Source organism: Nocardia concava NBRC 100430 (genome assembly GCF_000308815.1).
Lineage (GTDB): Bacteria > Actinomycetota > Actinomycetes > Mycobacteriales > Mycobacteriaceae > Nocardia > Nocardia concava.
In genome coordinates this window covers 51,020-71,077 of the sequence record NZ_BAFX01000044.1, presented here as the reverse complement: position 1 = coordinate 71,077, position 20,058 = coordinate 51,020, and the positions used below count along the sequence as shown (strand labels likewise).

Here is a 20,058-nt window from a genome sequence, read left to right as displayed (position 1 = left end):
TGACCGGTCCAGTTGGCGCGCTCCGCGGCAGATGAGTGCGTTTCAGGATTAGCCGGTGGCGGAGAGGTGTTCGCCGTAGAACAGCATCAGTCCGGCGGCGGCGGACAGTCCGGCGAGGAGCCAGAAGCGGATGGAGACGGTGGTTTCGGGCCAGCTGCTGAGTTCGAAGTGGTGGTGTAGCGGGGCGATTCGGAACAGTCGTCGACCGGTTCTGCGGAATACCACTATCTGCAACAGCACCGAGAGGATCTCGGCGCAGAACAAGGCGCCGATGACCACCATCAGTAGTTCGGTGCGGGTGGTGATCGACAGGCCGGCGAGTAGTCCGCCCAGGGCGAGAGATCCGGTGTCGCCCATGAAGATTTTCGCTGGTGCGGCATTCCACCATAGGAAGCCCACGCATGCCGCTGCGGTCGCGGCGCAGATGAGTGCCAGGTCCAGCGGGTCGCGCACGGTGTAGCAGCCTGCGCCTGGGCGAGTGGTGCAGGCGTTGAGGTATTGCCAGAACGTGATCAGTACGTAGGCGCCCAGGGTCAGGGCCATGGATCCTGCGGCCAAGCCGTCGAGTCCGTCGGTGATGTTCACGGCGTTCGACCAAGCGACCACCAGGAAACACGCCCACAGCACGAACAGCACTGGCACGAGCGACAGCCAGTTCAGGTCACGCATGATCGAGATGTGCCGGCTGGCCGGGGTCAGCCCGGTGCTGTCGGGGAACCGCAGGGCGAGAATGCCGAAAACGATTGCGGCACCGAACTGGCCGACATATTTGCCCTTCGCGGTGAGACCGAGGTTTCGCCGCTTGTAGAGCTTGATGAAGTCGTCGAGGAACCCGACCAGTCCCATCGCCGTGGCCAATCCGAGCACCAGCAATCCCGATGCCGTCACACCCGGTGCGTCGTAGCGCAGCCCGATCAGATGCGAACCCAGATATCCGGCCCACATACCGGCAACGATGGCGATACCGCCCATGGTGGGTGTGCCACGTTTCGCCTGGTGACTCGCGGGACCTTCCGCGCGGATCTCCTGGCCCATCTTCGCGCGGCTGAACAAGCGAATCAGCAACGGCGTCAAGGTGATCGATACCGTCAACGCAATCGCCACCGCAAACAGGATCTGTCTCATCCGCCCCCCCGATCCGCTACTGAGCCGCGCAACCCAGCCAACCCGACATGGCACAAACGTCATGAATGTTAGCGAGGCGTAGGAGGTTGGCGTGCGGCCGCTCAGATACACCTGCTGTACGAACTCATGGACCTGACGGTTGCTCACATGTCGTAGCCACGAATGCGTCGCGATTGTCATCGACATGATGGCGTCTTCCACGGTGGATGCCGTACCGGCCGGACCACCCCCGTGGCGGCAGTAGCGTCCTCAGTGGCCCGTTCGGTCAGCGCGACCGGCGGCTGATGGCGTCAGTGCGGGGAATCGGCGGCGAGGGTGGCGAGTAGGTCGCGGAGGGTGTGGCGTTGGGCGGGGGTTAGGGCTGCGAAGATTTCTTCGGCTGCTTCGCGGCGGGCGTCGAACATGCGGGTGAGTGCCGCCCGTCCGGCCTCGGTGGGGGTGACGAGGGTGGCGCGGCGGTTGGTTGGGTCTTGTTCGCGGGCAACCAGACCCGCCGAGACGAGGGCGTCGACCACGGTGGTGGCCGAGCGGGGGACGATGCCGAGGTGTTCCGCGAGGGCGGACATGCGTAGTGGTTCGTCGGCGTGTTCGGCGGCGCGGCCGATGATGCGCAGCGCGCGGGCCTGGGCGGGGGTGAGACCCAGTGGCGATAGTCGCGCGGATTGGGTGCGGCGCATGCGCTTGGTTGTGCGTAGGAACAGGTCGGCGAGGTCGTCGTCGGGGATCGAACGAGGGTTGTCCGTCGGGCTGTTCGGCATGATTTGGAGCATAGCTCATTGTCCTCGGAACAATTATGAGCCAGACTCAGTTATAGCGCTTGACTCCCTTTGGAAGGAGGCGCTTGTGGCTTCACAGACGGAACTTGGCCGGATCGTCCGGCTCTTTCAGCCCTATCGGGGGCGGTTGGCCCTGGTGGGGGCACTGGTGGGGTTGTCCTCGCTGGCGGGGTTGGCTTCGCCGTTTCTGTTGCGCGGTGTCATTGATGACGCTCTGCCGCACGGGCGGACCGGGCTGCTGACCCTGCTGGCCGCGGGCATGATCGCGGTGGCCGCGTTGAACAGTGTGTTCGGCGTGTTGCAGACCTATATTTCGACGGCGGTCGGGCAGAACGTGATGCACGATCTGCGGTCGGCTGTGTATGCGCGGCTGCAGTCGATGCCGTTGAGTTTTTTCACTACGACTCGTACCGGGGAGGTGCAGTCGCGGATCGCGAATGACATCGGGGGGATGCAGTCGACGGTGACGTCGACGCTCACCTCGCTGGTTTCGAACTTCACATCCGTGGTGGCGGCGGTGATCGCCATGGCCGCGCTGGATTGGCGGCTGACGTTGGTGTCGCTGGTGATGTTGCCGTTGTTCGTGTGGATCAGCCGGAAGGTCGGGTCCGAGCGGCGCAAGATCACCGGGGAGCGGCAGCGGAAGCTGGCGGGGATGTCGGCGATCGTGGAGGAGTCACTGTCGGTCAGCGGAATCCTGTTGTCGCGCACCATGGGGCGGTCGCCGGCGTTGGTGGACGATTTCACGCGGGAATCGCGGGGGCTGGTGGATCTGGAGATCAGGTCCAGCATGGCGGGGAGGTGGCGGCAGTCGACGATCTCCATCGTCATGGCGGCCATGCCTGCGGTGATCTACTGGGCGGCGGGAATGACTGTGGCGCAGGGGCATCCGATGGTGTCGATCGGCACACTGGTCGCGTTCACGACCTTGCAGGCCGGACTGCTGCGGCCCGCGGTCATGCTGCTTTCCACCGGCGTGGACATCCAGAGTTCACTCGCGTTGTTCGGGCGGATCTTCGAATACCTGGATCTGCGACCGGATATCGAGGAGCCGAAGCGACCCACTCCCCTACCCGAGAAGGTGTCGGGAGCGGTGCGGTTCGAGAAGGTCGGGTTCGCCTATGACGCCGATCGAGAGGTGTTGAGCAATATCGACATCGAGGTTCCCGCCGGGACCAGCCTGGCGATCGTCGGCGAAACCGGTTCGGGGAAGACGACTCTCGGCTATCTGGTGGCACGGCTGTACGACGTGACGTCGGGTCGCGTGACGGTCGACGGCGTCGATGTGCGGGACCTGTCCTTCGCGGACCTGTCCTCGGCCGTGGGTGTCGTCTCGCAGGAGACCTATCTGTTCCACTCGTCCATCGCCGACAATCTGCGTTTCGCGAAACCCGATGCGACAGAGGAGGAATTGCAGGCCGCGGCCCGCGCCGCGCAGATCCACGATCACATCATGAGCCTGCCCGACGGCTACGACACCCTGGTCGGCGAGCGCGGCTACCGGTTCTCCGGCGGCGAGAAGCAGCGCCTGGCGGTGGCGCGGGCCATCCTGCGCAATCCGCCGATCATGGTCCTCGATGAGGCGACCAGCGCGCTGGACACCAAGACCGAGCGGGAGGTGCAGGCGGCCATCGACACGCTGTCGGCGAATCGCACCACCATCACGATCGCCCACCGGCTGTCCACGATTCGCGACGCCGACCAGATCGTGGTGCTCGACCACGGCCGGGTCATGGAACGCGGCACCCACCGGGAACTGGTGGAGCGCAACGGCTTCTACGCCGACCTGCTGGCCCGCGACGCCTTCGACGAGGTCGTCGGTCCGGAGGATGTGGTGGGCGCGGCGGATGTCGTGCTCGAATCCTGAACCGCGACAACGCTGACTTTCGTTCAACAGCGGTCGCAGCGGCAGGCCACGCGGGAAGTTGAAGGCGAAGACGCCGATGCGCAGGCGGTGGCCCGGCTGCAGTACGGCGTCGGTAGCGGTCAGGCCCAGATCGATCGTGGTGGGCTGCCCGGGCACGAGCGGCTGGCGGTCGGCCAAGGTCAGGACCGGGTACGGGTCGGTGTAGTCGCCGTTCGGTGACCGAGTCGCCTTGTCCTCGTCCACCTTTCGCAGCGAGGCGGTCAGCTGGCCGGAGGTCAGCACCGTCGATTTCCCGTCGGGGCCGACATCGTTGAGCGTGGCCGACCAGTGTCGTGCCAGCCGCCGTAGAGTCAGGCAACGGATGGTAATTCGTTGCCTTTGTGCCGTCCTCCGGTGGTGTCTGGAGGATCGGCGGTGGGCGTGACTCGTGCCGCCCGGTGACGCTGTCGCTGAGCGACCTCGGCGAAGGACAGGCCCCAGCGGGACCGGAACCGTTCGTCGAGGGCGTTCAGGATTTGCCCACGGTTCCGATACCGGATGGAGTCAGCCGCGTGAGAACGTCTCAGCAGTGTTCGGGCTCCGCCGATATCGGCGTGGACGGTCCGCCCGCAGAACCGGCACCGGAACGAGGCTTGGGTTCGGCGGTTGTTTCTGGCGGTGTAACCGCAGCTGCCGCACTCCTGACTGGAATACGCGGCAGGAACATCGACGACCTCGATACCGAAATCGTCGCGCAAGGCCGCGAGCTTGGCGGTGACCGCGGCGCGGCCGGCGACCGAGAGCAGGCGCCGCAGGCGTTTGGACAGTTTTCCCGCCTGTGCCAGGCCCCGGAAGTCCAGGCGTTCCACGATGACGCGGGCGATGTCGGCGGCAGCGCCCTTGTCCGGGTGCAGGATTCGGTTGAGGCAACGATTGACCTCGTTGGTGACGAACCCGCGAATATCCTGGACCAGGGCGCGGTAGCGGCGGGAGGCACGCAACCGGATGTGCTGGCGGTTCAGCGCAGCCACCAACGGTTGCAGGCGAGTGTCGTAGGCGCGCAACAGATCCAGGAACCCGCGACCGTGCAGGATGCCGTCGCTGGTCGCGAACAAGTTGCTCATGCCCCAATCCAGGCCGAGATCACGCGTGCGTTCGCGGGCTGGTGTAGCCCTCGCGGTCTTTACGACGAGCCGGAACTCGACCTCACCGCGCGGAGTGACCACGACCTGGCAGTGGTTGGCCACCACCGCACCCGGGCGGGCCAGACGCGTCAGGAACGCGGCTTGGGTGCGCAGCGGTATCCACACGGGCTTGTTCTTGGTCAGGGTGGAGATCCTGACCCAATAGTCGGCTGTGCCAGCGTGTTTCGGGGTTTCGACGACGGCGATCTTGCCGTCCATCACCATCGTGCGCACTCGCCGCAGATCCGGTGCCCCGACCCGGGACCGGACACGACGCATCAGCGCCCGCGCCAACACGAGCACCTCCGAATCGACCACACGCGTGCGCGAAATCTGCACCGGCTCACCTGCTGATCCGCCGGGCAGGTACCAAGCGTGGGCCTTGTTCACAGACAACAGGTCTCGCTTGAGCGCTTCGGGCAGCGACGATCCGGTGACGAACTCGCGGAATACGCGTTCGCAGTTTCCCAGCCATGACCGGTGCGCGGCCAGGGCCTGCTGGGAGATCGAGTCCCACTGTCGTTGCGACAGGCCGTCGTTCCAGCCCTTGGTGTCGATCCAGCGTGGCAGCACGCCGGTGGTGAACAGTTGCCGCCGTACCGCGGATTGCGCGCGCCCGAGCCCGGCCTGCCACACCGGCAGCATCGCAGCGACCTGCACGAGCTTGTCCGCGTTCGCCAGCGAGGGCAGCCGGTAGGACCGGCACACCATCCCAGGGGCAGATGCGCGACTCACAACCGCTGTTCATACAGCAACCCACCGACAAACAACGATCACCAACCCTATGGAAAGAAAACTATCCGTTTCCAGAAGAACCACGACTATTCACAAAGACTTGCCACACGCCCTCGGAGAACGGGTGCCGCACGCACATTGGCCACTACCCGTGGTAGCCGGACTGGATCAGCTTGCGATCGGCACGACCCCGATGCAAGGAACCGCTGCGTACCCAACGGTCGGACTGTAATGGCCGCCACTCCCGATCGCAATGATGTCCGGGTGTCATATGTTGACCGGATGAATGCAGCAGCAGGTGATTTGGCGGGGCGGGTCGCACTGGTGACGGGTGGTGGGCGCGGGATCGGGCGGGCCATCAGCCGGGAGTTGGCCGCGCGCGGGGCGGCGGTGGCGGTGAACTGGGCGCGGCACGAGGAACCGGCGAACGAGACCGTGGCGGAATTGAATTCGGCCGGGGCCACGGCATTGGCCGTGCATGGGCCGGTCGATGACGCCGCGGCGGTGGCGGCCATGGTCGAGCGAGTCACGGCCGAGCTCGGGCCGATCAGCATCCTGGTGCACAATGGCGGCATCGCCAGCCGAGGGCGCGCGGTCGCCGACACCGATTCCGCGGAAGTCGAACGGCTGCTGCGAATTCAGGCCATCGGGCCGCACTATCTGACCGGGCTCGTGCTGCCGGAGATGCGCAAGTGCCCGCGCGGGGACATCATCATGATCAGCAGTGTCGCGGCGCACGCCCTGGGCGCGAACGGCGCTCCCTACAACATGGCCAAGGCCGCACTCGAAGCCCTGGCGCACACGCTGGCGAAGGAGGAGTCCGCCAACGGGATTCACGTCAATATCGTGGCCCCCGGCCTGGTCAGCTCCGATATGGGCGATCGCCTGACCGCCGCGCTCAGTGGCGGCACCCTGAAGCACGCGGCCGATCTCGACGACAGCTCCCCCTTCGGCCACGTCTGCCGCCCGGAGGAGATCGCCGACGTGGTGGCCTTCCTGGCCTCCCCCGCCGCCGGATACCTCACCGGCCAGCGCATCGTCGTCGACGGCGGCGCGTACCCGCACCGCGCCTGATCAGTACATCCCGCTGGACTGGGCGCTGACATTGACCTCGATCAGATGCGGTCCCGGCGTCGCGAAGGCCCGGCGCAAGGCCGTCGCGGCCTCGTCGGGCGTGGAGACGCGCTCGGCCGCAACGCCGTAACCCGTTGCGAGGGAGACGAAGTCGATGCCCTGCAAGGTGATGTCGGGAAGCTGCGCGTCGAGCATGACGGCATAGTCCTCGAGCACCTGATAGGTGCCGTTGCGCAGGATGACGAAGGTGACGTCGCAACCGTGGCGGGCCGCGGTCCACAGCCCGGCGATGGTGTAGTTGCTGGCACCGTCGCCGAGGATCGCGACGGTCGGACCAGCCGGACGAGCCAGGCTCACCCCGACGGCGGCGGGCAGACCGAAGCCCACGGTGGCCGCGCCCGGCGCGTAGTAGGTGCGCGGCTCGGTGATCGGCACGCGATTCCACCAGCCGATCATCGACGGCGCATCCCACACGAATTGCGCTCCGGCGGGCCGGGTTTCGGCGAGGACATCCCAGAGCTGATGCTCGGTGAAGTGGCCACCGGCAGGCGCGGGTTCAGGGGCCGGACGGGCCGCGGGCATGGGCCGGGCCGAGGTGGCCACCGCCTCGGCGAGCTGCCACAACGCGGCCGCCGGATCCCCGACGATCGACCAGCCCAGCGGCGCCCGCGCGGCCTGGGCCGGATCGGCGGTGATGTGGATGACCTCGGGATCACCCGATAGATACGGACCGGGAGACCAGCCGTGATACGGCAGCAGCGCACCACCGATCCAGGCCACCACGTCATAGGGAGCGAGCTGGTCACGCACCTGCGCGACCGTCGCCCCGAGCGCACCCCGGAAGCAGCGGTGATCGGTGGGAAACGGCATGCGCGAATACTCGCCGCTGCCCAAATACACTTCCATGCGCAGCTTTCCGGCCAACGCGACGGCCGCCTCCCAGCCACCGTACTTGTCGACATCGGGCCCGAGCACCAGCACCGGGTTCGCCGCGTTCTCCAAACGCTGAGCGACCCTATCGATATCCGCCTGCGGCACTTGCGGATTCCCGGAAATGCGCCGGGTCGCCGCGTAACCGTCGGTGTCGGAATCCGATTCGCGCCGCCAGTCATCGAGAGGAATCGACACGCACACCGGCCCGGTCGGCGCGGTCAACGCGCAGGCCGCGGCGCGGGCCAGCACCGCCGGAACCGATTGCGCGCTGGGCGCCTCGAAACTCCACTTCACCAGCGGCCGCGGCAGCACGGTTGCATCGCGATTGGTGACGATGGCCTCCTCGGTGATCAAGGCCCGAAACTGCTGTCCCGCCAGGATGATCAGCGGCGCGCCATTGTCATAGGCATTGGTGAGCGCACCCATGCCGGTGGCCAACCCCGCGGCCGAATGCACCGAGACCACGACCGGTTTCCCCGAGGCCTGCGCGTACCCGTCGGCAATGGAGATGACCGAGCCCTCCTGCAACGCGAGGATGAACCGGAAATCCTCGGGCATGCGATCCAGGAACGGCAGTTCGTTGGATCCCGGATTGGCGACGACGGTGGTCGCCCCGAAAGACCGTAGGACCGCGTAGGCGGCTTCCCGCACCGTGGACATTTCGACTCCCTCGTGCCGGCTGGACATCGATCGACGGAAAGACGATTCGGGCAAAGACAGCAGTTCGAACGGAGCTTCGGGCACCCTACAGAAAGTTCGATATCAATTTACGACCAGTCGGTATTACAAGTCCGGATTGCCCGGAAGAGTGGTTAGCTGACCATGTGCCTGCCCGTCCGACAGGCCGCACCGACCGTTCCCGGGAGGATTCATGCCGACAACCGACAAGCCCTGGCCGCAAGGAACTCCGTGTTGGGTCGACTGCTCGGTCGACGATCCCGCCGCCGCGCGGGGCTTCTACTCCCGGCTGCTGGGCTGGGACGTCCTCGACAGCCCGCCCGAAGCGGGCGGCTACATGATCGCCATGCTCGACGGCCGACCCGCCGCGGGCATCGGACCCAAGATGGGTGAGGTGGCCATGCCCTCGGTGTGGACCACCTACTTCGCCGCCGACAATGCCGACGCCGTCGCGGGCGCGGTGCAGGCGGCGGGCGGCGCGGTGTTCATGCCGCCCTTCGACGTCATGGATGTCGGCCGCATGTTCATCGCCGCGGATCCGGCGGGCGCGGTGTTCGGCGTGTGGGAAGCCAAGGCGCACACCGGCGCGGGCATCTACAACGAGCCGGGCGCGTACTGCTGGAACGACCTGCACACCAACGGATACGTGCCGTCGCAGGAGTTCTACAAGCAGGTCTTCGGCTGGTCGTACGACGAGATCGGCAACGAGCAGATGATCTACTCCACCTTCAACGACCCGCAGGGCCGGCCCATGGGCGGCATGGCCGACACCACGGGCCGGCCCGGCGGCGATGCCAACTACTGGCTGACCTGGTTCCAGGTCGCGGGCACCGACGCCGCGCTGGAGCAGGCGAAGGAGCTCGGCGCGACCGTCCTCATGGGTCCGGACGACAGCCCCTTCGGCCGCATGGGCATCGTGTCGGGACCGCAGGGCGAGATCTTCGGATTGATCGACACCACGGTCACCATCGGCTGAGTGTCAGGCGAATAGTCGGGCCACGAACGGCACGCTGTCCGCCAGCGAGGCGAGCATGGCGCCGCTGTGATCCTTCCCCGGGTACACGTGCACCTCGGGATGGGTTCCGGCGGCGGCCATATCGGCCACCAGCTTGGCGGTCAGCGGCGCGGGGACATCGGTGTCGTTGGTGCCCTGGCCGATGAACAGCGGCCGGTCGTAGCCGGTGAGCGGCACATCCATGACCGAGTGCGCGACGGGCACGAAATCGCCCTCCGACAGCGGTCGGGACACCAGCTGGTTGAGCGAAATGCCCTCGGCGCGTTCGGCCATCGGGCTGAAGCAGAGGGTCTGCCCGGCGGTCACCAGCTGTTTGCCGAGCGGGGTGAGGTAGCTGTCCAGATCGAAGTCGGGGCGCGCCGCTTTCAGCCCGTTGAACACATAGGTGGCGTAGGCGGTGATGTGCGAAGAGCCGACGGCCGGGGTGTTCGGGCCGATCAGGGTCGCGGCCTCGACGATATTGGAGGCCGGGCCGGTGGCCACCGCGCCGCGGTAATCCAGTTCGGGCGCATAGCGAGTCGCGAGCGAGGCGGTGAAAACCGTTGCACCGCCGCCCTGGGACTGGCCGATGGCCACCCACTTCTGGGCAAGCGAGTCGTCGACGGCGTGCGCCGCGCGAACCATGTCGATGGCGGCGTGGGCCTCGGCGCGGCCGTCGAGGTAGGCGTGCGTTCCGGGGGTGCCCAGGCCGATGTAGTCGGTGGCGACGATGGCGTAGCCCTGCTTCAGCCAGGTGGCGAGGAAGCCCATGTCGCGGTCGGAGCGGCCCGCGACCGAGGGCGCGCAGTCGTCGCCGATGCCGACGGTGCCGTGCTCCCACGACAGCACCGGCCAGCCGCCGGGCGGCGGGGTCCCGGCCGGGATGAACACGACGCCGGTGGACAGTGCGGGCTGATCGGCGGAGTCGCGGGTCCAGTAGGTGAGCTTGCGGGCCGAGCCCGCGCCGTCGAGCCAGAAGTTCTGCGGCAGGGCCTCGTTGCCGATGACGGTGCCCGGGGTCGCGCCCTCGGAGCTGGCGGGCGGGTCGGCCACGGCGGTGGCGGCCAGCGGACCGGTGGCCAGCAGTGCCGCCGAGATCATGGTGATCACGGTGCGTCGCGTCATCGGAGAGTCCTCTCGTATCCATGCCAGTTCGATGCCACTGTCTTGGTGTCACAGTGAGACACTTTGGCCAGACTATCCTGTGAAGTGTCACATTGAGACACCAGGGGTGGGCGACACGACGAGGAAAGGGCGGAATGACGGCACCGACCGGGTTGCGCGAACGCGAGAAGGCCAGGGTGCGGCGCGAATTGATCGACGCCGCGCTGGTGCTGTTCGAGCGCCGCGGCTTCGAGCAGACCACCGTGCAGGAGATCGCCGACGCCGCCCACGTCTCCCGCCGCACCTTCCACCGGCATTTCCCCTCCAAGACGGCCGTGGTCTTCAGCCATGAGGAGGACGTCATGGCGCATCTGCTGGCCGCGCTGGACCGCCGCCCGCCGCAGGAGGCGGTCTTCGTCGCGCTGCGCGCGGCGCTGCGTGATTTCCTGCTCGACGACAGCCAGGCCGAGCTGCGCCGCCGCCAGGCGGACACGGCGCGGCGCGCCCGCCTGGTGCTGATCACCAATCCGCAACTGCGCCAGGAGAATTTCACCGGCACCTTCGGCCGCCGCGACGCCCTGGCCCGCAACTTCGCGCTGCGGGCCGGACTGCCCGAGGACGACCTGCGGGCGAAACTCGCGGCCACCACCTGCTTTTCGGCATTCGGGGTGGGGCTCGATCATTGGGTGGCACAACCGGATCCGTCGGTGCGCCACCTCTACGAGATTCTGGACAGTACTGTCGCGGCGCTACAGCACGGGCTCGAAATCCCGGCGGCACGCTGATCCGTCGCCGATGTGCAGCACCGCGTCCGCGCGGGCGAGCAGGTCGAGGGTCAGCGGGAAATGGCCGTGCGGCATGACATCCGCGCGCTGGCGTCCGGCGGTGATGGGGGCGGCGGGACTGAAGCCCCAGGTGGCGGTGTGGGCGTCCAACAGACCTTCGTAGGTGTCCGACTCAGGCGCCTCGAGCTCGAAAGACGCACTGCGGCCGAGACTTCCGGCGATGAAGGTGTAGTCGATGACGCCCAGCGCGTCGATGATCGCGCCCGCGTTGGACCAGCTGTGGTCCTGATCCGCCACGGGCATGCTGGTCCGGCCCGGCTGCAGGTGCAGGTTGTGGGAGAAGACCAGGGTCGGTCCGCGATCGGCCTCGAGGCGGCGGATGGCCAGCAGGTTCTGGGCCATGATGGTGTCGCGGGCGAGGATGAGCGGGGTCAGGCGCTCGTGCTGCGGGAGCGGTTCGGCGCATTGGGCGTGGTAGCGCAGCAGTGCGAGACCGCCGGTGAGATGTGTTTCGGCGCGGAACCATTCGGCGCGGGAGGTGGCGGCGACCAGTTCGGGGGCGCGGCGGTAGAGCGCGAACAGCATGTCCTCGCCGAGGGCGCGCAGTTGCTTCGCCTCGGGGGTCGCGCCCGGGGACATGGCCGGATCCAGGACCGATTCCTGGCGGCTCCAGCGGTGATCGTCGCCGGCGAGGCCCGCCACATCGAGGTCGAGACCCAGGTAGTCGCGGGCGTATTCGAGGTAGGTGCGTGGGCTTGGGGCGCTGTAGTTCTCGGTCGGGGCGTCGAAGCCGTGGAAGGTGACGCGGTCCGCGGGCAGGTGGGTGTTGTTGTGGTCGCGGAGCCATTGCACCAGGCGGCGATTGAATTCGAGTTCGCCCCATTCGTGTGAGAAGCCTTCTCGCACCACGTCTTCCAGCACGCCTGGGTCGCCCAGGACGTAGTCGTTCACGGTCATGGCGGCCACGCGGTCGATCTCCAGGGCGATGGAGCGGAAGCCGTGCTCGACCAGTGGGGGCAGGAGTTCGTTGCGGATCCAACCGAAGGCGGGTTCGCGGTGGGTGGGCTCACCGAGTCCGAGCAGTTCACATGAGGCGGGTACGAAGTCTCGAATGTCCTGAGTCATGTATATGAATCGTATCGTTGAAACGTCGGTTGATACTTGGTCAAAGATCCGTCCATTAAACAGGTGTTGTAGGCCGGGTAAAGTCTCAAACCGATGGACAACCTGCGACCCTCCGATCTGGCGCGCGAGCATGGCCTGTCGACCCAGGCTGTGCGGAATTACGAGCAGGACGGGTTCCTGCCGCCCGCCGAACGCACGGCCAGCGGCTACCGGATCTACACCGAGTTGCACGCGGCGGCCCTCGACGCGTATCTCGCGCTGGTCCGCGCCTACGGGCACGCGGTGGGCGGCCGCATCATGACCGCGATCCACGAGGACGAACTCGACACCGCACTGGTGATCATCGACCGGGGTCACCAGCAGTCATTGCAGGATCGCGACACCCTCGACAGTGTGCGGCGGGCGGTACGGCATCTGACCGCCGAGGCCGGGGACACCACGGAACCGGCTGCCGATACGCAGGACCGCACCATCGGCGAACTGGCCCACCGCCTCGGCGTCACCGCGGCGACGCTGCGCAAGTGGGAGCGGGTCGGAATCCTGGTTCCGGCAAGGGAATCCGGCACCGGATACCGCCGCTACACCGCGCCCGACGTCCGCGATGCCGAACTCGCCCACCTGCTGCGGCGCGGTGGCTATCCGCTGGACCGCATCGCCACCGTGATCGACCAGGTGCGTGCCGCCGGTGGCACCGAATCCCTCGCCCGCGCCCTGGAGGAGTGGAGCGCCCGGCTGACCGCGCGGAGCCTGGCCATGCTCGACGCGGCCGGACGGCTCGGCCACTACCTGCGGTTGCGCGAAGCTTAGAGCAGCCCGCGCAGCTTCAGGTCCGCCACGTACTTGTCGATGAGTTCCCTTGTCAGGTGCGGGATGTCGCCGCCCGGGCCCAGTTTCGCCTGCTGGACGGCGGCCTGGAACCGCTTGGCCGGGAGCACCGAGCCCGCGATCGGCAGACCCGGGCGGCGGTAGGCGTGTAGCAGCGGCTGGACCGACGCGCCGCGCTGGTGTTCGGGCAGGGTGCGCAGCGCGGTCTCGAAGCGTGTGAACCAGTCCCGGTAGTCGTCGATGCGGTCGATGGCGTGGCCGGATTCGATGAGCCAGTCCACGAATTCGTCCAGGGAGATGCCGTCGTCGTGCGGGTTGAGCACGTCGTAGGTTTCGAAGCCCTCGGTCACGCGGGCGCCCAGGGCGGTGATGGCGGCGGCGGTGAAGTCGGCGGGCAGGCCGTCGTAGTGGGCGCGACGGCGGTTGCCGTGGGAATCCAAGGCGTAGAAGGACTTCGGGGCCAGACCGGTGGCGAGCACGCTGAGCAGCAGGCGGGTGAACATATCGGGCAGGTTGAGCTGACCGGCGAAATCGCTGTGCGCCAGGATCATGTCCGAACGGAACACCGCGACGGGCAGCCCGCACAGGTCGTGCGCCTCGCGCAGCAGGACCTCACCGGCCCACTTGCTGTTGCCGTAGCCGTTGGCGTACCCGTCGTCGACCGAGCGCACGGCGCTGATCTCGCGGATGTCGCCGTCTTCGGTGAAGACGGCCGGATCGATCTGCGCGGCAACGGCGACCGTGGACAGGTAGGTGACGGGCTTGAGGGTGGAGGTCAGCGCGAGGCGGATCACCTCGGCGGTGCCGACGACATTGGGACCGAACAGCTGGCCGTAGGGCAGCACGTGGTTGACCAAGGCGGCCGGGTGCACGATGAGGTCGACGGTGTCGGCGAGTTCCTGCCAATCCTGCTGGCTCAGACCGAAGTTCGGCTCGCCGATGTCGCCGGGAAGTACGCGTAGGCGACGCTGGGCCAGTTCCCGGTAGCGGCGCAGCAGCTCCGGGTCACCGCTGTCGAAGACCTCGTCCAGGCGGCGGCGCGCGGTCTCGGCATCGCGGCCGCGAATGACGCAGATCAGCGTGCCGTCCGTACCGTCCAGGCGCTGCAGCCATTCCAGGCACAGGAAGCGGCCGAGATAGCCGTTCGCTCCGGTCAGCAGGACGGTGCGCGGCGGCTGCGATGCGCGCGGGAGGGCCGGGGCGGCCGCCAGTGTCGCGGCGTCGAGGAACTTGTCGAGAGTGAGGTCGGTGGCGCGAATCTCTTTGCCGCCGTGGATGGTTGCCACCGTCGGCCGGGTGCCGCCCGAATCCCGTTCGGCCTCGATGTGCGCGGCCAGCCGGTCCAGGTTGTTGGCCGGGCTGACGATGACGCCGACGGGCACCTCGACGCCGAAGATCTCGGCCAGCAGGGTCGAGAACGACAGCGCCGACAGCGAATCGCCGCCCAGGTCGGTGAAATGCGCGTCGGGCTGCGGCTCGCCGCCGCCGAGCACCGCGCGGGCGGCCCGGCACACCGTCTCGATGACGGGGCGGTCGGCGGCCTCGCGGCGCAGCACGGCCAGCTCGTCGCGCTGACGCTGCGCCTGCTCGGTGTAGAGCTGCTCCAGCCGCTCACCGAAGCGCTCTTTGAACTTGGGCCGCAACAGTTTTCCGATACCCGACAGCAGGCCGTTGTCCTGGGTGAACGGCTCGTCCTCGAGCAGGAACGCGCGCGGGATCTCGTAGGATTCCAGCCCGTTCTCCTTGGCGATCCGCTGCATCGACTCGGTGATGGCCGCGATCCGCTCGGCGGGCTCGAGCGCGCGGGCGGCATCGGTGGGCACGATCACGGCCACCAGATGCGAACGCTCGCTGGAGCCGTGCACGAAGATCTGGGCGATGAGCGGGCTGGTGGCGTAGACGGCCTCCAGCTTGGCCACGGTCACGAATTCGCCCTGCGACAGCTTCAGGACGTTGTTGCGGCGGTCCACGTAGACCAGGTAGTCGGGCCGGATCTCGGCGACGATATCGCCGGTGCGGTAGTAGCCGTCCTCGTCGAAGATCTCGGCGGTCACCTCGGGACGCTTGAAGTAGCCGGGGATCTGCTGCATCGACTTCACCACCAACTCGCCCCGCGGATACGGCTTGTCGGTGGAGAAGTAGCCGAGTTCGGGGACGTCGGCGAGCTTGTAGTCGATGACCGGGGGACGGCGGATCTCGTTGTCGATGAGCAGGCCGCCGCCCGCCTCGGTGGAGCCGTAGCCGTCGATGATCGGCTGGCCCAGCACCGAGCGCATGAACTCCTTCATCTCCGCGGAGATGGGTGCGCTGCCCACCATCACGCGGGCCATCCGACCGCCCAGGAACTCTTCCCGCAGTGCGGTTTTCACGATGCGGTCGGCGTCCTCCGCGGACTCCCCGGCGGCGATGCGGCGCTGGGTTTCGCTCTGGTAGCGCTGGTACACCATGTCGCACACACGGGGCACGAAGAACACCTCGGTGGGGCGCACCAGGGCGATGTCCTCGAACAGGGTGGACATATCGCTGGACGCCGCGAAGTACGCGGTGCCGCCGCGCGAAAAGGTGCCGTTGAGCACCATGCGACCGGCCACATGGCTCAGCGGCATGTAGCAGAAGTTCATGACCGGGGCCGGAATCACGGTGGGGCCCAGCCACATTCCGGCCGCCAGGCGATGCGGGTACATCGCACCCTTGGGGGTGCCGGTGCTGCCCGAGGTGTAGATGAGTACGGCGAGCTCGTTCTCATCGGCGGGGACGTGCAGCGGGGCCTCCGGGAGCCTCGCGCCCCGATCGACCACGGTGGCAAGCGATTCCAGCGTGATGCCCGTGCCCTCGAGGCGGCGCTGCGCGGCGGCGAAGGCCTCGGCCTGTCGGTCGTCCTCGGGTTCGAAGTCGAAGACCACGATCGAGGTGACCGCCGTGCCGTCCAGCACGCACTCGAGCGCGGGTGCGAGCAGTTCCAGGCTGACCGCGAGGGTGCGTGATTCGGTTTCGGTGATGATCGAATGCCATTGCGCGGCAGCGGCACTGGACTGCAACGGGACGGTCACCAGACCCTGCCGGATGGCTGCGAGTTCCAGCGCCGCGAAATCGCCGCTGGCGAATCCGAGAATGCAGAGGAAATCGCCTGCGCGCAACGGGTTCCGCCCGTCGTGCTGCCAGCTCGCGGCGATGTGCCCGGCACGGGTCCACAGGTCGCGGTAGGTGGTGGTCACGTAGGCGGGCAGCAGGCGGCGCGTGCGCCGGCCGTCGGCGTCGACCACGATCTCCGCGGCGCGTTCACCGATGGCCGGACGGTCCGCGTAGCCCTCCATGAGCACGGCCGCTATTCCCGCGAGCCCGAGTCCGGGCCGCCGGGCCGCCTCGGCGACCTCGGGGACGGGCATGGCGGCGCGGATCTGCTCGTCGGCGAGCAGCGCCTCGAAACGCTTCATGACCTCCGATTGCGCCAGCCGATCGGCAATGCGCTGGAGTTCGCCCCGCACGTCCTCGACCATCAAGAGCCTCCCTGGATCCTCGCCCGCACGAGTCGCCGCACCCCTGTACCGCTGACCCGGTATCGCTGCGTCGAATAGCGTTCGGGCGGCAGGACTCGTCCCCATCGATTAGCTTTGCTAACTATTCCACGATGCGCGGGTCCGGAAGGAAAGTCAAGGATCCCGCGGCGCATCGATTCCAGGATGCGCCGCGGGTTCGGCGGGTGCTAGTTGTATCCGAGGTCCGCGACAGCGGCATCGATCACATCGGCGATCGCGACCGGCTGTGACGCCAGGGAGGCGTGGCTCGCGGGCAGCTCGACCGTGCGGCGCGCGCCGATGCGCTCGGCCATGCGGCGTTCATTGTCGGGGTTGATCATTCGGTCCTCGGTCGAGACCTGGCACCAGGACGGCTTGGACCGCCAGGCCGGTTTGGTGACCGTGTCACCGAAGGTCGAGCCGAGCGGGGCCTTCTGGGTGACGGCCATGACCAGGGCCTCGTCCTCGGTCAGGTCCTGGCAGAAGCTGCCGTGGAACTTGGCCTGGTCGATCCACAGATAGCCGTCCGAATCGGGGGCGATGACATCCGCGTCCGCCGGCGGCAGCTGCTCGGTGATCTGCGCCAGGCTCTCCCCCGCGTCCGGCGCGAAGGCGGCGATGTAGACCAGGCCCTCGACATTCGGCAGGTCACCGGCCTCGGTGATGACCGCTCCGCCGTAGGAATGCCCGACCAGCAGCACCGGTCCGGCGATCTGCCGCACCATCTTCCGGGTCCGCTCGGCATCCTCGGCCAGCGAGGTGAGCGGATTCTCCACCGCGTGCAGCGACTCATATCCGCGCCGCCGCAATTCCACGATCAGTTTCGCCCAGTGGGCCGCACCACCCCAAAATCCGTGCACCAGAACGATCGCGGGCTTGTCCGCCATTGCGTGTCTCCTTCTCATCGTGCCGATCCTTGTGCGCCTCCCGGGTGGCGAGATTTACGCTATTCGGATGATGGAGCAAAGACCATGACGGATTCGCCGCAAAATTTTGCCGATTCACCGGATTTGCCGGATGCCTTCGTGGACGACCCCGAACTGGACGCGCTCTCGGAGATTCTCGAGACCGTGCGGCTACGCGGGCGGGCGATCACTCGCCACACCGCCGAACCCGGTGCGCCGGTGGAAGTTCCGCGCGGCAAACGCGTGCTCCACATCGTCGAGCAGGGGTCGGTCCGGGTTCGGGTCGCGAGCGAATCCGGGTCCTGCGGAGACATCACGGTGGGTTCCGGAGACATGGTGGTTCTGGCCCGTGGTGACGCCCATACGGTGGAGGCCCTCGACGGACCGGCACAGTGGGTGAGCGGCTCTTTTCAAGTCGACGAACCGCAAGCCGCCCCTTTGCTTTCCGTGCTCGCCCCCGCCATCGTCATTTCCGGCGAGGGCCCCGGCCGGGAGTGGTTGCCGCTGAGCCTGGATCTGTTGCTGGTGGAAGTGATCCAGCCGCGGCCCGGTGCGGCGGCGATGATCTCGCGCATACTGGATCTGCTGTTCATTCACGCGCTACGCGCCTGGTCCACCGATACCGCCGCCCCCGGCTGGCTCACCGCCGCTCTGGACCCGGCGCTGGCCCCGGTCCTGACCGCCATCCACCGCTCCCCCGCCGCCCCCTGGTCGGTTTCGGACCTGGCCGCCCTGGCATCCATGTCGCGTACCACCTTCACCGATCGTTTCACCCGCCGCTTGGGCCAGCCGCCCGCCGCCTACCTCGCCGACCGCCGCCTGGCCCGCGCCGCAACCCTGTTGCGCACCACCCCGATTCCCATCGCGGCACTGGCCCACCAGGTCGGATACGACTCCGAGGCCGCCTTCAGCCGCGCCTTCCGCCGCAGATACGACGTCCCGCCGCTGCGCTACCGCAAGGGCGACGGCCGCCTGAATTAACCCGGCCTCGCGAATCCGATTGGCGGACGGTCGGAGTCCGCTCGCAGCGAAGTGGCGAGCGGGCGGCGGCCGGATGGGTCAGACTCGTAGCGCACTCGTCCGACGATTTGTCCGAGGAATTATGCAGAACCTTCCAGATGGGGCGCTAGGCGTCGAATCTCCTGTGCGCTACCGGATGTCGAATACCGCGGCGTTCTGGCTGCTGGCCGTGGCGCTGGGGCTGTTGTTGTTCGCGTCGGCCGCGCCGTCGCCGATGTATCCGGTGTATCAGCAGATGTGGCATTACTCGTCGCTGGTGTCGACCGGGGTGTACGCGGCCAATGCCATTGCGCTCCTGGTGACCTTGTTGTTCGCGGGGTCGCTGTCCGATCACATCGGGCGGCGGCCGGTGCTGGTCGCGGCGGTGCTGGTGGAGTTGCTCGGCACGCTGGCCTTCGCCGAAGCGCAGTCGGTGGCTTGGCTTTTCACCGCGCGGATCGTGCAGGGCATCGCCACCGGTCTGGCCACCGGCGCGATCACCGCGGCCCTGATCGATCTGCAACCCGCCGAATCCCGGCTCGGGGCGCTCATGACCAATGTGGCCGCCGGTGGCGGACTCGCGGTGGGGGCCATCAGTTCCGGGCTGCTGGTCGCCTACGCGCCCGCGCCGACCCGGCTGGTGTACTGGCTGCTGGCGGCGGCGTTCACCATCATCGTGCTCGGCGTGCTGCTGATTCCGGAAACCGTGCGGCCCGACGGGCAGGGCCTGGCCTCGCTGCGTCCCAAAGTCTCGGTGCCGCAACCGGTTCGGGTCGCATTCCTGACCCTGGTGCCGTCGATCGCGGCGACCTGGGCGCTGGGCGGGCTCTACCTGGCCCTCGGCGGTGCGCTGATGAAGGTGCAGTTCCACGTCTCGACGCCGCTGGCCGGAGGTCTGGTGGTGGTCGCGTTGCAGGGCACCTCGGCGGTGACCGCGCTGCTGGCCCGGGACTGGACCATCGATCAGGCGCTGCTGCGCGGTCCGGTGCTGCTCATCACCGGCGTATCGGTGGCGCTGCTCGGGGCGGCGACGCACAGCGTATGGCTGTTCTTCGCGGCCAGCATCGTGGCCGGGATCGGATTCGGGCCGTCGTTCTCCGGGGCACTGCGCATGCTGACCGGACTCGCGCCCGCCGAGAACCGCGCCGAGGTGGTGACCGCCATCTACGTGGTGTCCTACCTGTCGCTCAGCGTCCCGGCGGTGATCGCGGGCCTGTGCGTGCTGCGCTTCGGGCTCGCCGCCACCACCTACGGCTACGGATTCATCGTGATCGCCCTCGAGGCCGCCGCCATGCTCGGCTCGCTGCGCCACCGCAGCCCGCACACCGCGCTGGCCGGGCACCTGTGCCCCGCGCCGTGCCCGGGCTCGGTCGCACCCATGCCGCGTGTGGTGTCGGCGCATCCGTGAGCGTGTGACATATGCCCATGCCGAGGGGCGGACCCGTTTTGTTAAGT

The 20,058-nt window shown here is 67.6% G+C and carries 15 protein-coding genes and 1 pseudogene; 7 read left to right on the top strand and 9 right to left on the bottom strand.

The genetic code is table 11. From position 1 onward, the window contains the following. Positions 1-48: 48 nt before the first annotated feature. Both mraY and ON43_RS08455 read right to left on the bottom strand, forming a co-directional pair. Positions 49-1,125 (bottom strand): phospho-N-acetylmuramoyl-pentapeptide-transferase, encoded by a 1,077-nt coding sequence (mraY, locus tag ON43_RS08460; RefSeq protein WP_040805483.1) that lies wholly within the window; start codon positions 1,123-1,125, stop codon positions 49-51. A 290-nt stretch (positions 1,126-1,415) separates the two neighbouring features. After that, positions 1,416-1,883: a MarR family winged helix-turn-helix transcriptional regulator gene (locus ON43_RS08455; RefSeq protein ID WP_040805589.1), complete on the bottom strand. Its 468-nt coding sequence runs from the start codon at positions 1,881-1,883 to the stop codon at positions 1,416-1,418. Here ON43_RS08455 and ON43_RS08450 point away from each other — a divergent pair. Then, entirely contained in the window at positions 1,882-3,768 is a 1,887-nt protein-coding gene (locus tag ON43_RS08450) for an ABC transporter ATP-binding protein (RefSeq protein ID WP_083913239.1), read from the top strand. The two genes, ON43_RS08455 and ON43_RS08450, sit on opposite strands and share 2 nt — an antisense overlap. Before the next feature lie 12 nt (positions 3,769-3,780). Here the strand turns inward: ON43_RS08450 and ON43_RS43570 are convergent. Then, positions 3,781-4,098, bottom strand: a pseudogene (locus tag ON43_RS43570) (CocE/NonD family hydrolase C-terminal non-catalytic domain-containing protein); the annotation flags it as partial. A gap of 20 nt (positions 4,099-4,118) precedes the next feature. Next, the gene (locus tag ON43_RS08445) at positions 4,119-5,666 is read right to left on the bottom strand and encodes a zinc ribbon domain-containing protein (protein ID WP_157513954.1); all 1,548 of its coding nucleotides are present in this window, start codon (positions 5,664-5,666) and stop codon (positions 4,119-4,121) included. Positions 5,667-5,948: 282 nt separating this feature from the next. On the opposite strand from ON43_RS08445, the gene ON43_RS08440 reads away from it, so the two are divergent. Next, positions 5,949-6,740, top strand: coding sequence for an SDR family oxidoreductase (locus tag ON43_RS08440; protein WP_040805480.1), 792 nt, complete (start codon positions 5,949-5,951; stop codon positions 6,738-6,740). Here ON43_RS08440 and mdlC read toward each other — a convergent pair whose 3' ends face one another. Further along, positions 6,741-8,333 (bottom strand): benzoylformate decarboxylase, encoded by a 1,593-nt coding sequence (mdlC, locus tag ON43_RS08435; RefSeq protein ID WP_040805479.1) that lies wholly within the window; start codon positions 8,331-8,333, stop codon positions 6,741-6,743. A 211-nt stretch (positions 8,334-8,544) separates the two neighbouring features. Here mdlC and ON43_RS08430 point away from each other — a divergent pair, with 211 nt between their 5' ends. Then, on the top strand, positions 8,545-9,327 hold the full coding sequence (locus ON43_RS08430; RefSeq protein ID WP_040805477.1) for a VOC family protein: 783 nt from the start codon (positions 8,545-8,547) through the stop codon (positions 9,325-9,327). A gap of 3 nt (positions 9,328-9,330) precedes the next feature. Here ON43_RS08430 and ON43_RS08425 read toward each other — a convergent pair whose 3' ends face one another. After that, positions 9,331-10,470, bottom strand: coding sequence for a lipase family protein (locus ON43_RS08425; protein WP_040805476.1), 1,140 nt, complete (start codon positions 10,468-10,470; stop codon positions 9,331-9,333). A 134-nt stretch (positions 10,471-10,604) separates the two neighbouring features. On the opposite strand from ON43_RS08425, the gene ON43_RS42275 reads away from it, so the two are divergent. Next, on the top strand, positions 10,605-11,234 hold the full coding sequence (locus tag ON43_RS42275) for a TetR family transcriptional regulator (RefSeq protein ID WP_083913237.1): 630 nt from the start codon (positions 10,605-10,607) through the stop codon (positions 11,232-11,234). Here ON43_RS42275 and ON43_RS08415 read toward each other — a convergent pair. Next, positions 11,199-12,359 (bottom strand): erythromycin esterase family protein, encoded by a 1,161-nt coding sequence (locus tag ON43_RS08415; RefSeq protein WP_040805473.1) that lies wholly within the window; start codon positions 12,357-12,359, stop codon positions 11,199-11,201. The two genes, ON43_RS42275 and ON43_RS08415, sit on opposite strands and share 36 nt — an antisense overlap. Before the next feature lie 93 nt (positions 12,360-12,452). On the opposite strand from ON43_RS08415, the gene ON43_RS08410 reads away from it, so the two are divergent. Then, complete coding sequence (locus tag ON43_RS08410; protein WP_040805470.1) at positions 12,453-13,166, top strand: TioE family transcriptional regulator; 714 nt, start codon at positions 12,453-12,455, stop codon at positions 13,164-13,166. Here ON43_RS08410 and car read toward each other — a convergent pair. Together car and ON43_RS08400 are read right to left on the bottom strand one after the other, a co-directional pair. Next, positions 13,163-16,681 carry a carboxylic acid reductase gene (car, locus tag ON43_RS08405; protein WP_051178149.1) on the bottom strand — a complete coding sequence of 1,173 codons (3,519 nt, stop codon included), beginning with the start codon at positions 16,679-16,681 and terminating at the stop codon, positions 13,163-13,165. The genes ON43_RS08410 and car overlap by 4 nt on opposite strands. A 206-nt stretch (positions 16,682-16,887) precedes the next feature. Further along, positions 16,888-17,586 carry an alpha/beta hydrolase gene (locus ON43_RS08400; RefSeq protein ID WP_040805469.1) on the bottom strand — a complete coding sequence of 233 codons (699 nt, stop codon included), beginning with the start codon at positions 17,584-17,586 and terminating at the stop codon, positions 16,888-16,890. Positions 17,587-17,670: 84 nt separating this feature from the next. On the opposite strand from ON43_RS08400, the gene ON43_RS08395 reads away from it, so the two are divergent. Continuing rightward, positions 17,671-18,585, top strand: coding sequence for an AraC family transcriptional regulator (locus ON43_RS08395; RefSeq protein WP_040805467.1), 915 nt, complete (start codon positions 17,671-17,673; stop codon positions 18,583-18,585). A gap of 121 nt (positions 18,586-18,706) precedes the next feature. Then, entirely contained in the window at positions 18,707-20,011 is a 1,305-nt protein-coding gene (locus ON43_RS08390; RefSeq protein WP_157513953.1) for an MFS transporter, read from the top strand. Positions 20,012-20,058: the final 47 nt, after the last annotated feature.

Coding starts and splice junctions, on each gene's coding strand:
- mraY (WP_040805483.1), bottom strand. CDS start 1,125: ATGAGACAGATCCTGTTTGCGGTGGCGATTGCGTTGACGGTATCGATC.
- ON43_RS08450 (WP_083913239.1), top strand. CDS start 1,882: ATGATTTGGAGCATAGCTCATTGTCCTCGGAACAATTATGAGCCAGAC.
- ON43_RS08455 (WP_040805589.1), bottom strand. CDS start 1,883: ATGCCGAACAGCCCGACGGACAACCCTCGTTCGATCCCCGACGACGAC.
- ON43_RS08440 (WP_040805480.1), top strand. CDS start 5,949: ATGAATGCAGCAGCAGGTGATTTGGCGGGGCGGGTCGCACTGGTGACG.
- mdlC (WP_040805479.1), bottom strand. CDS start 8,333: ATGTCCACGGTGCGGGAAGCCGCCTACGCGGTCCTACGGTCTTTCGGG.
- ON43_RS08430 (WP_040805477.1), top strand. CDS start 8,545: ATGCCGACAACCGACAAGCCCTGGCCGCAAGGAACTCCGTGTTGGGTC.
- ON43_RS08425 (WP_040805476.1), bottom strand. CDS start 10,470: ATGACGCGACGCACCGTGATCACCATGATCTCGGCGGCACTGCTGGCC.
- ON43_RS42275 (WP_083913237.1), top strand. CDS start 10,605: ATGACGGCACCGACCGGGTTGCGCGAACGCGAGAAGGCCAGGGTGCGG.
- ON43_RS08415 (WP_040805473.1), bottom strand. CDS start 12,359: ATGACTCAGGACATTCGAGACTTCGTACCCGCCTCATGTGAACTGCTC.
- ON43_RS08410 (WP_040805470.1), top strand. CDS start 12,453: ATGGACAACCTGCGACCCTCCGATCTGGCGCGCGAGCATGGCCTGTCG.
- car (WP_051178149.1), bottom strand. CDS start 16,681: ATGGTCGAGGACGTGCGGGGCGAACTCCAGCGCATTGCCGATCGGCTG.
- ON43_RS08400 (WP_040805469.1), bottom strand. CDS start 17,586: ATGGCGGACAAGCCCGCGATCGTTCTGGTGCACGGATTTTGGGGTGGT.
- ON43_RS08395 (WP_040805467.1), top strand. CDS start 17,671: ATGACGGATTCGCCGCAAAATTTTGCCGATTCACCGGATTTGCCGGAT.
- ON43_RS08390 (WP_157513953.1), top strand. CDS start 18,707: ATGCAGAACCTTCCAGATGGGGCGCTAGGCGTCGAATCTCCTGTGCGC.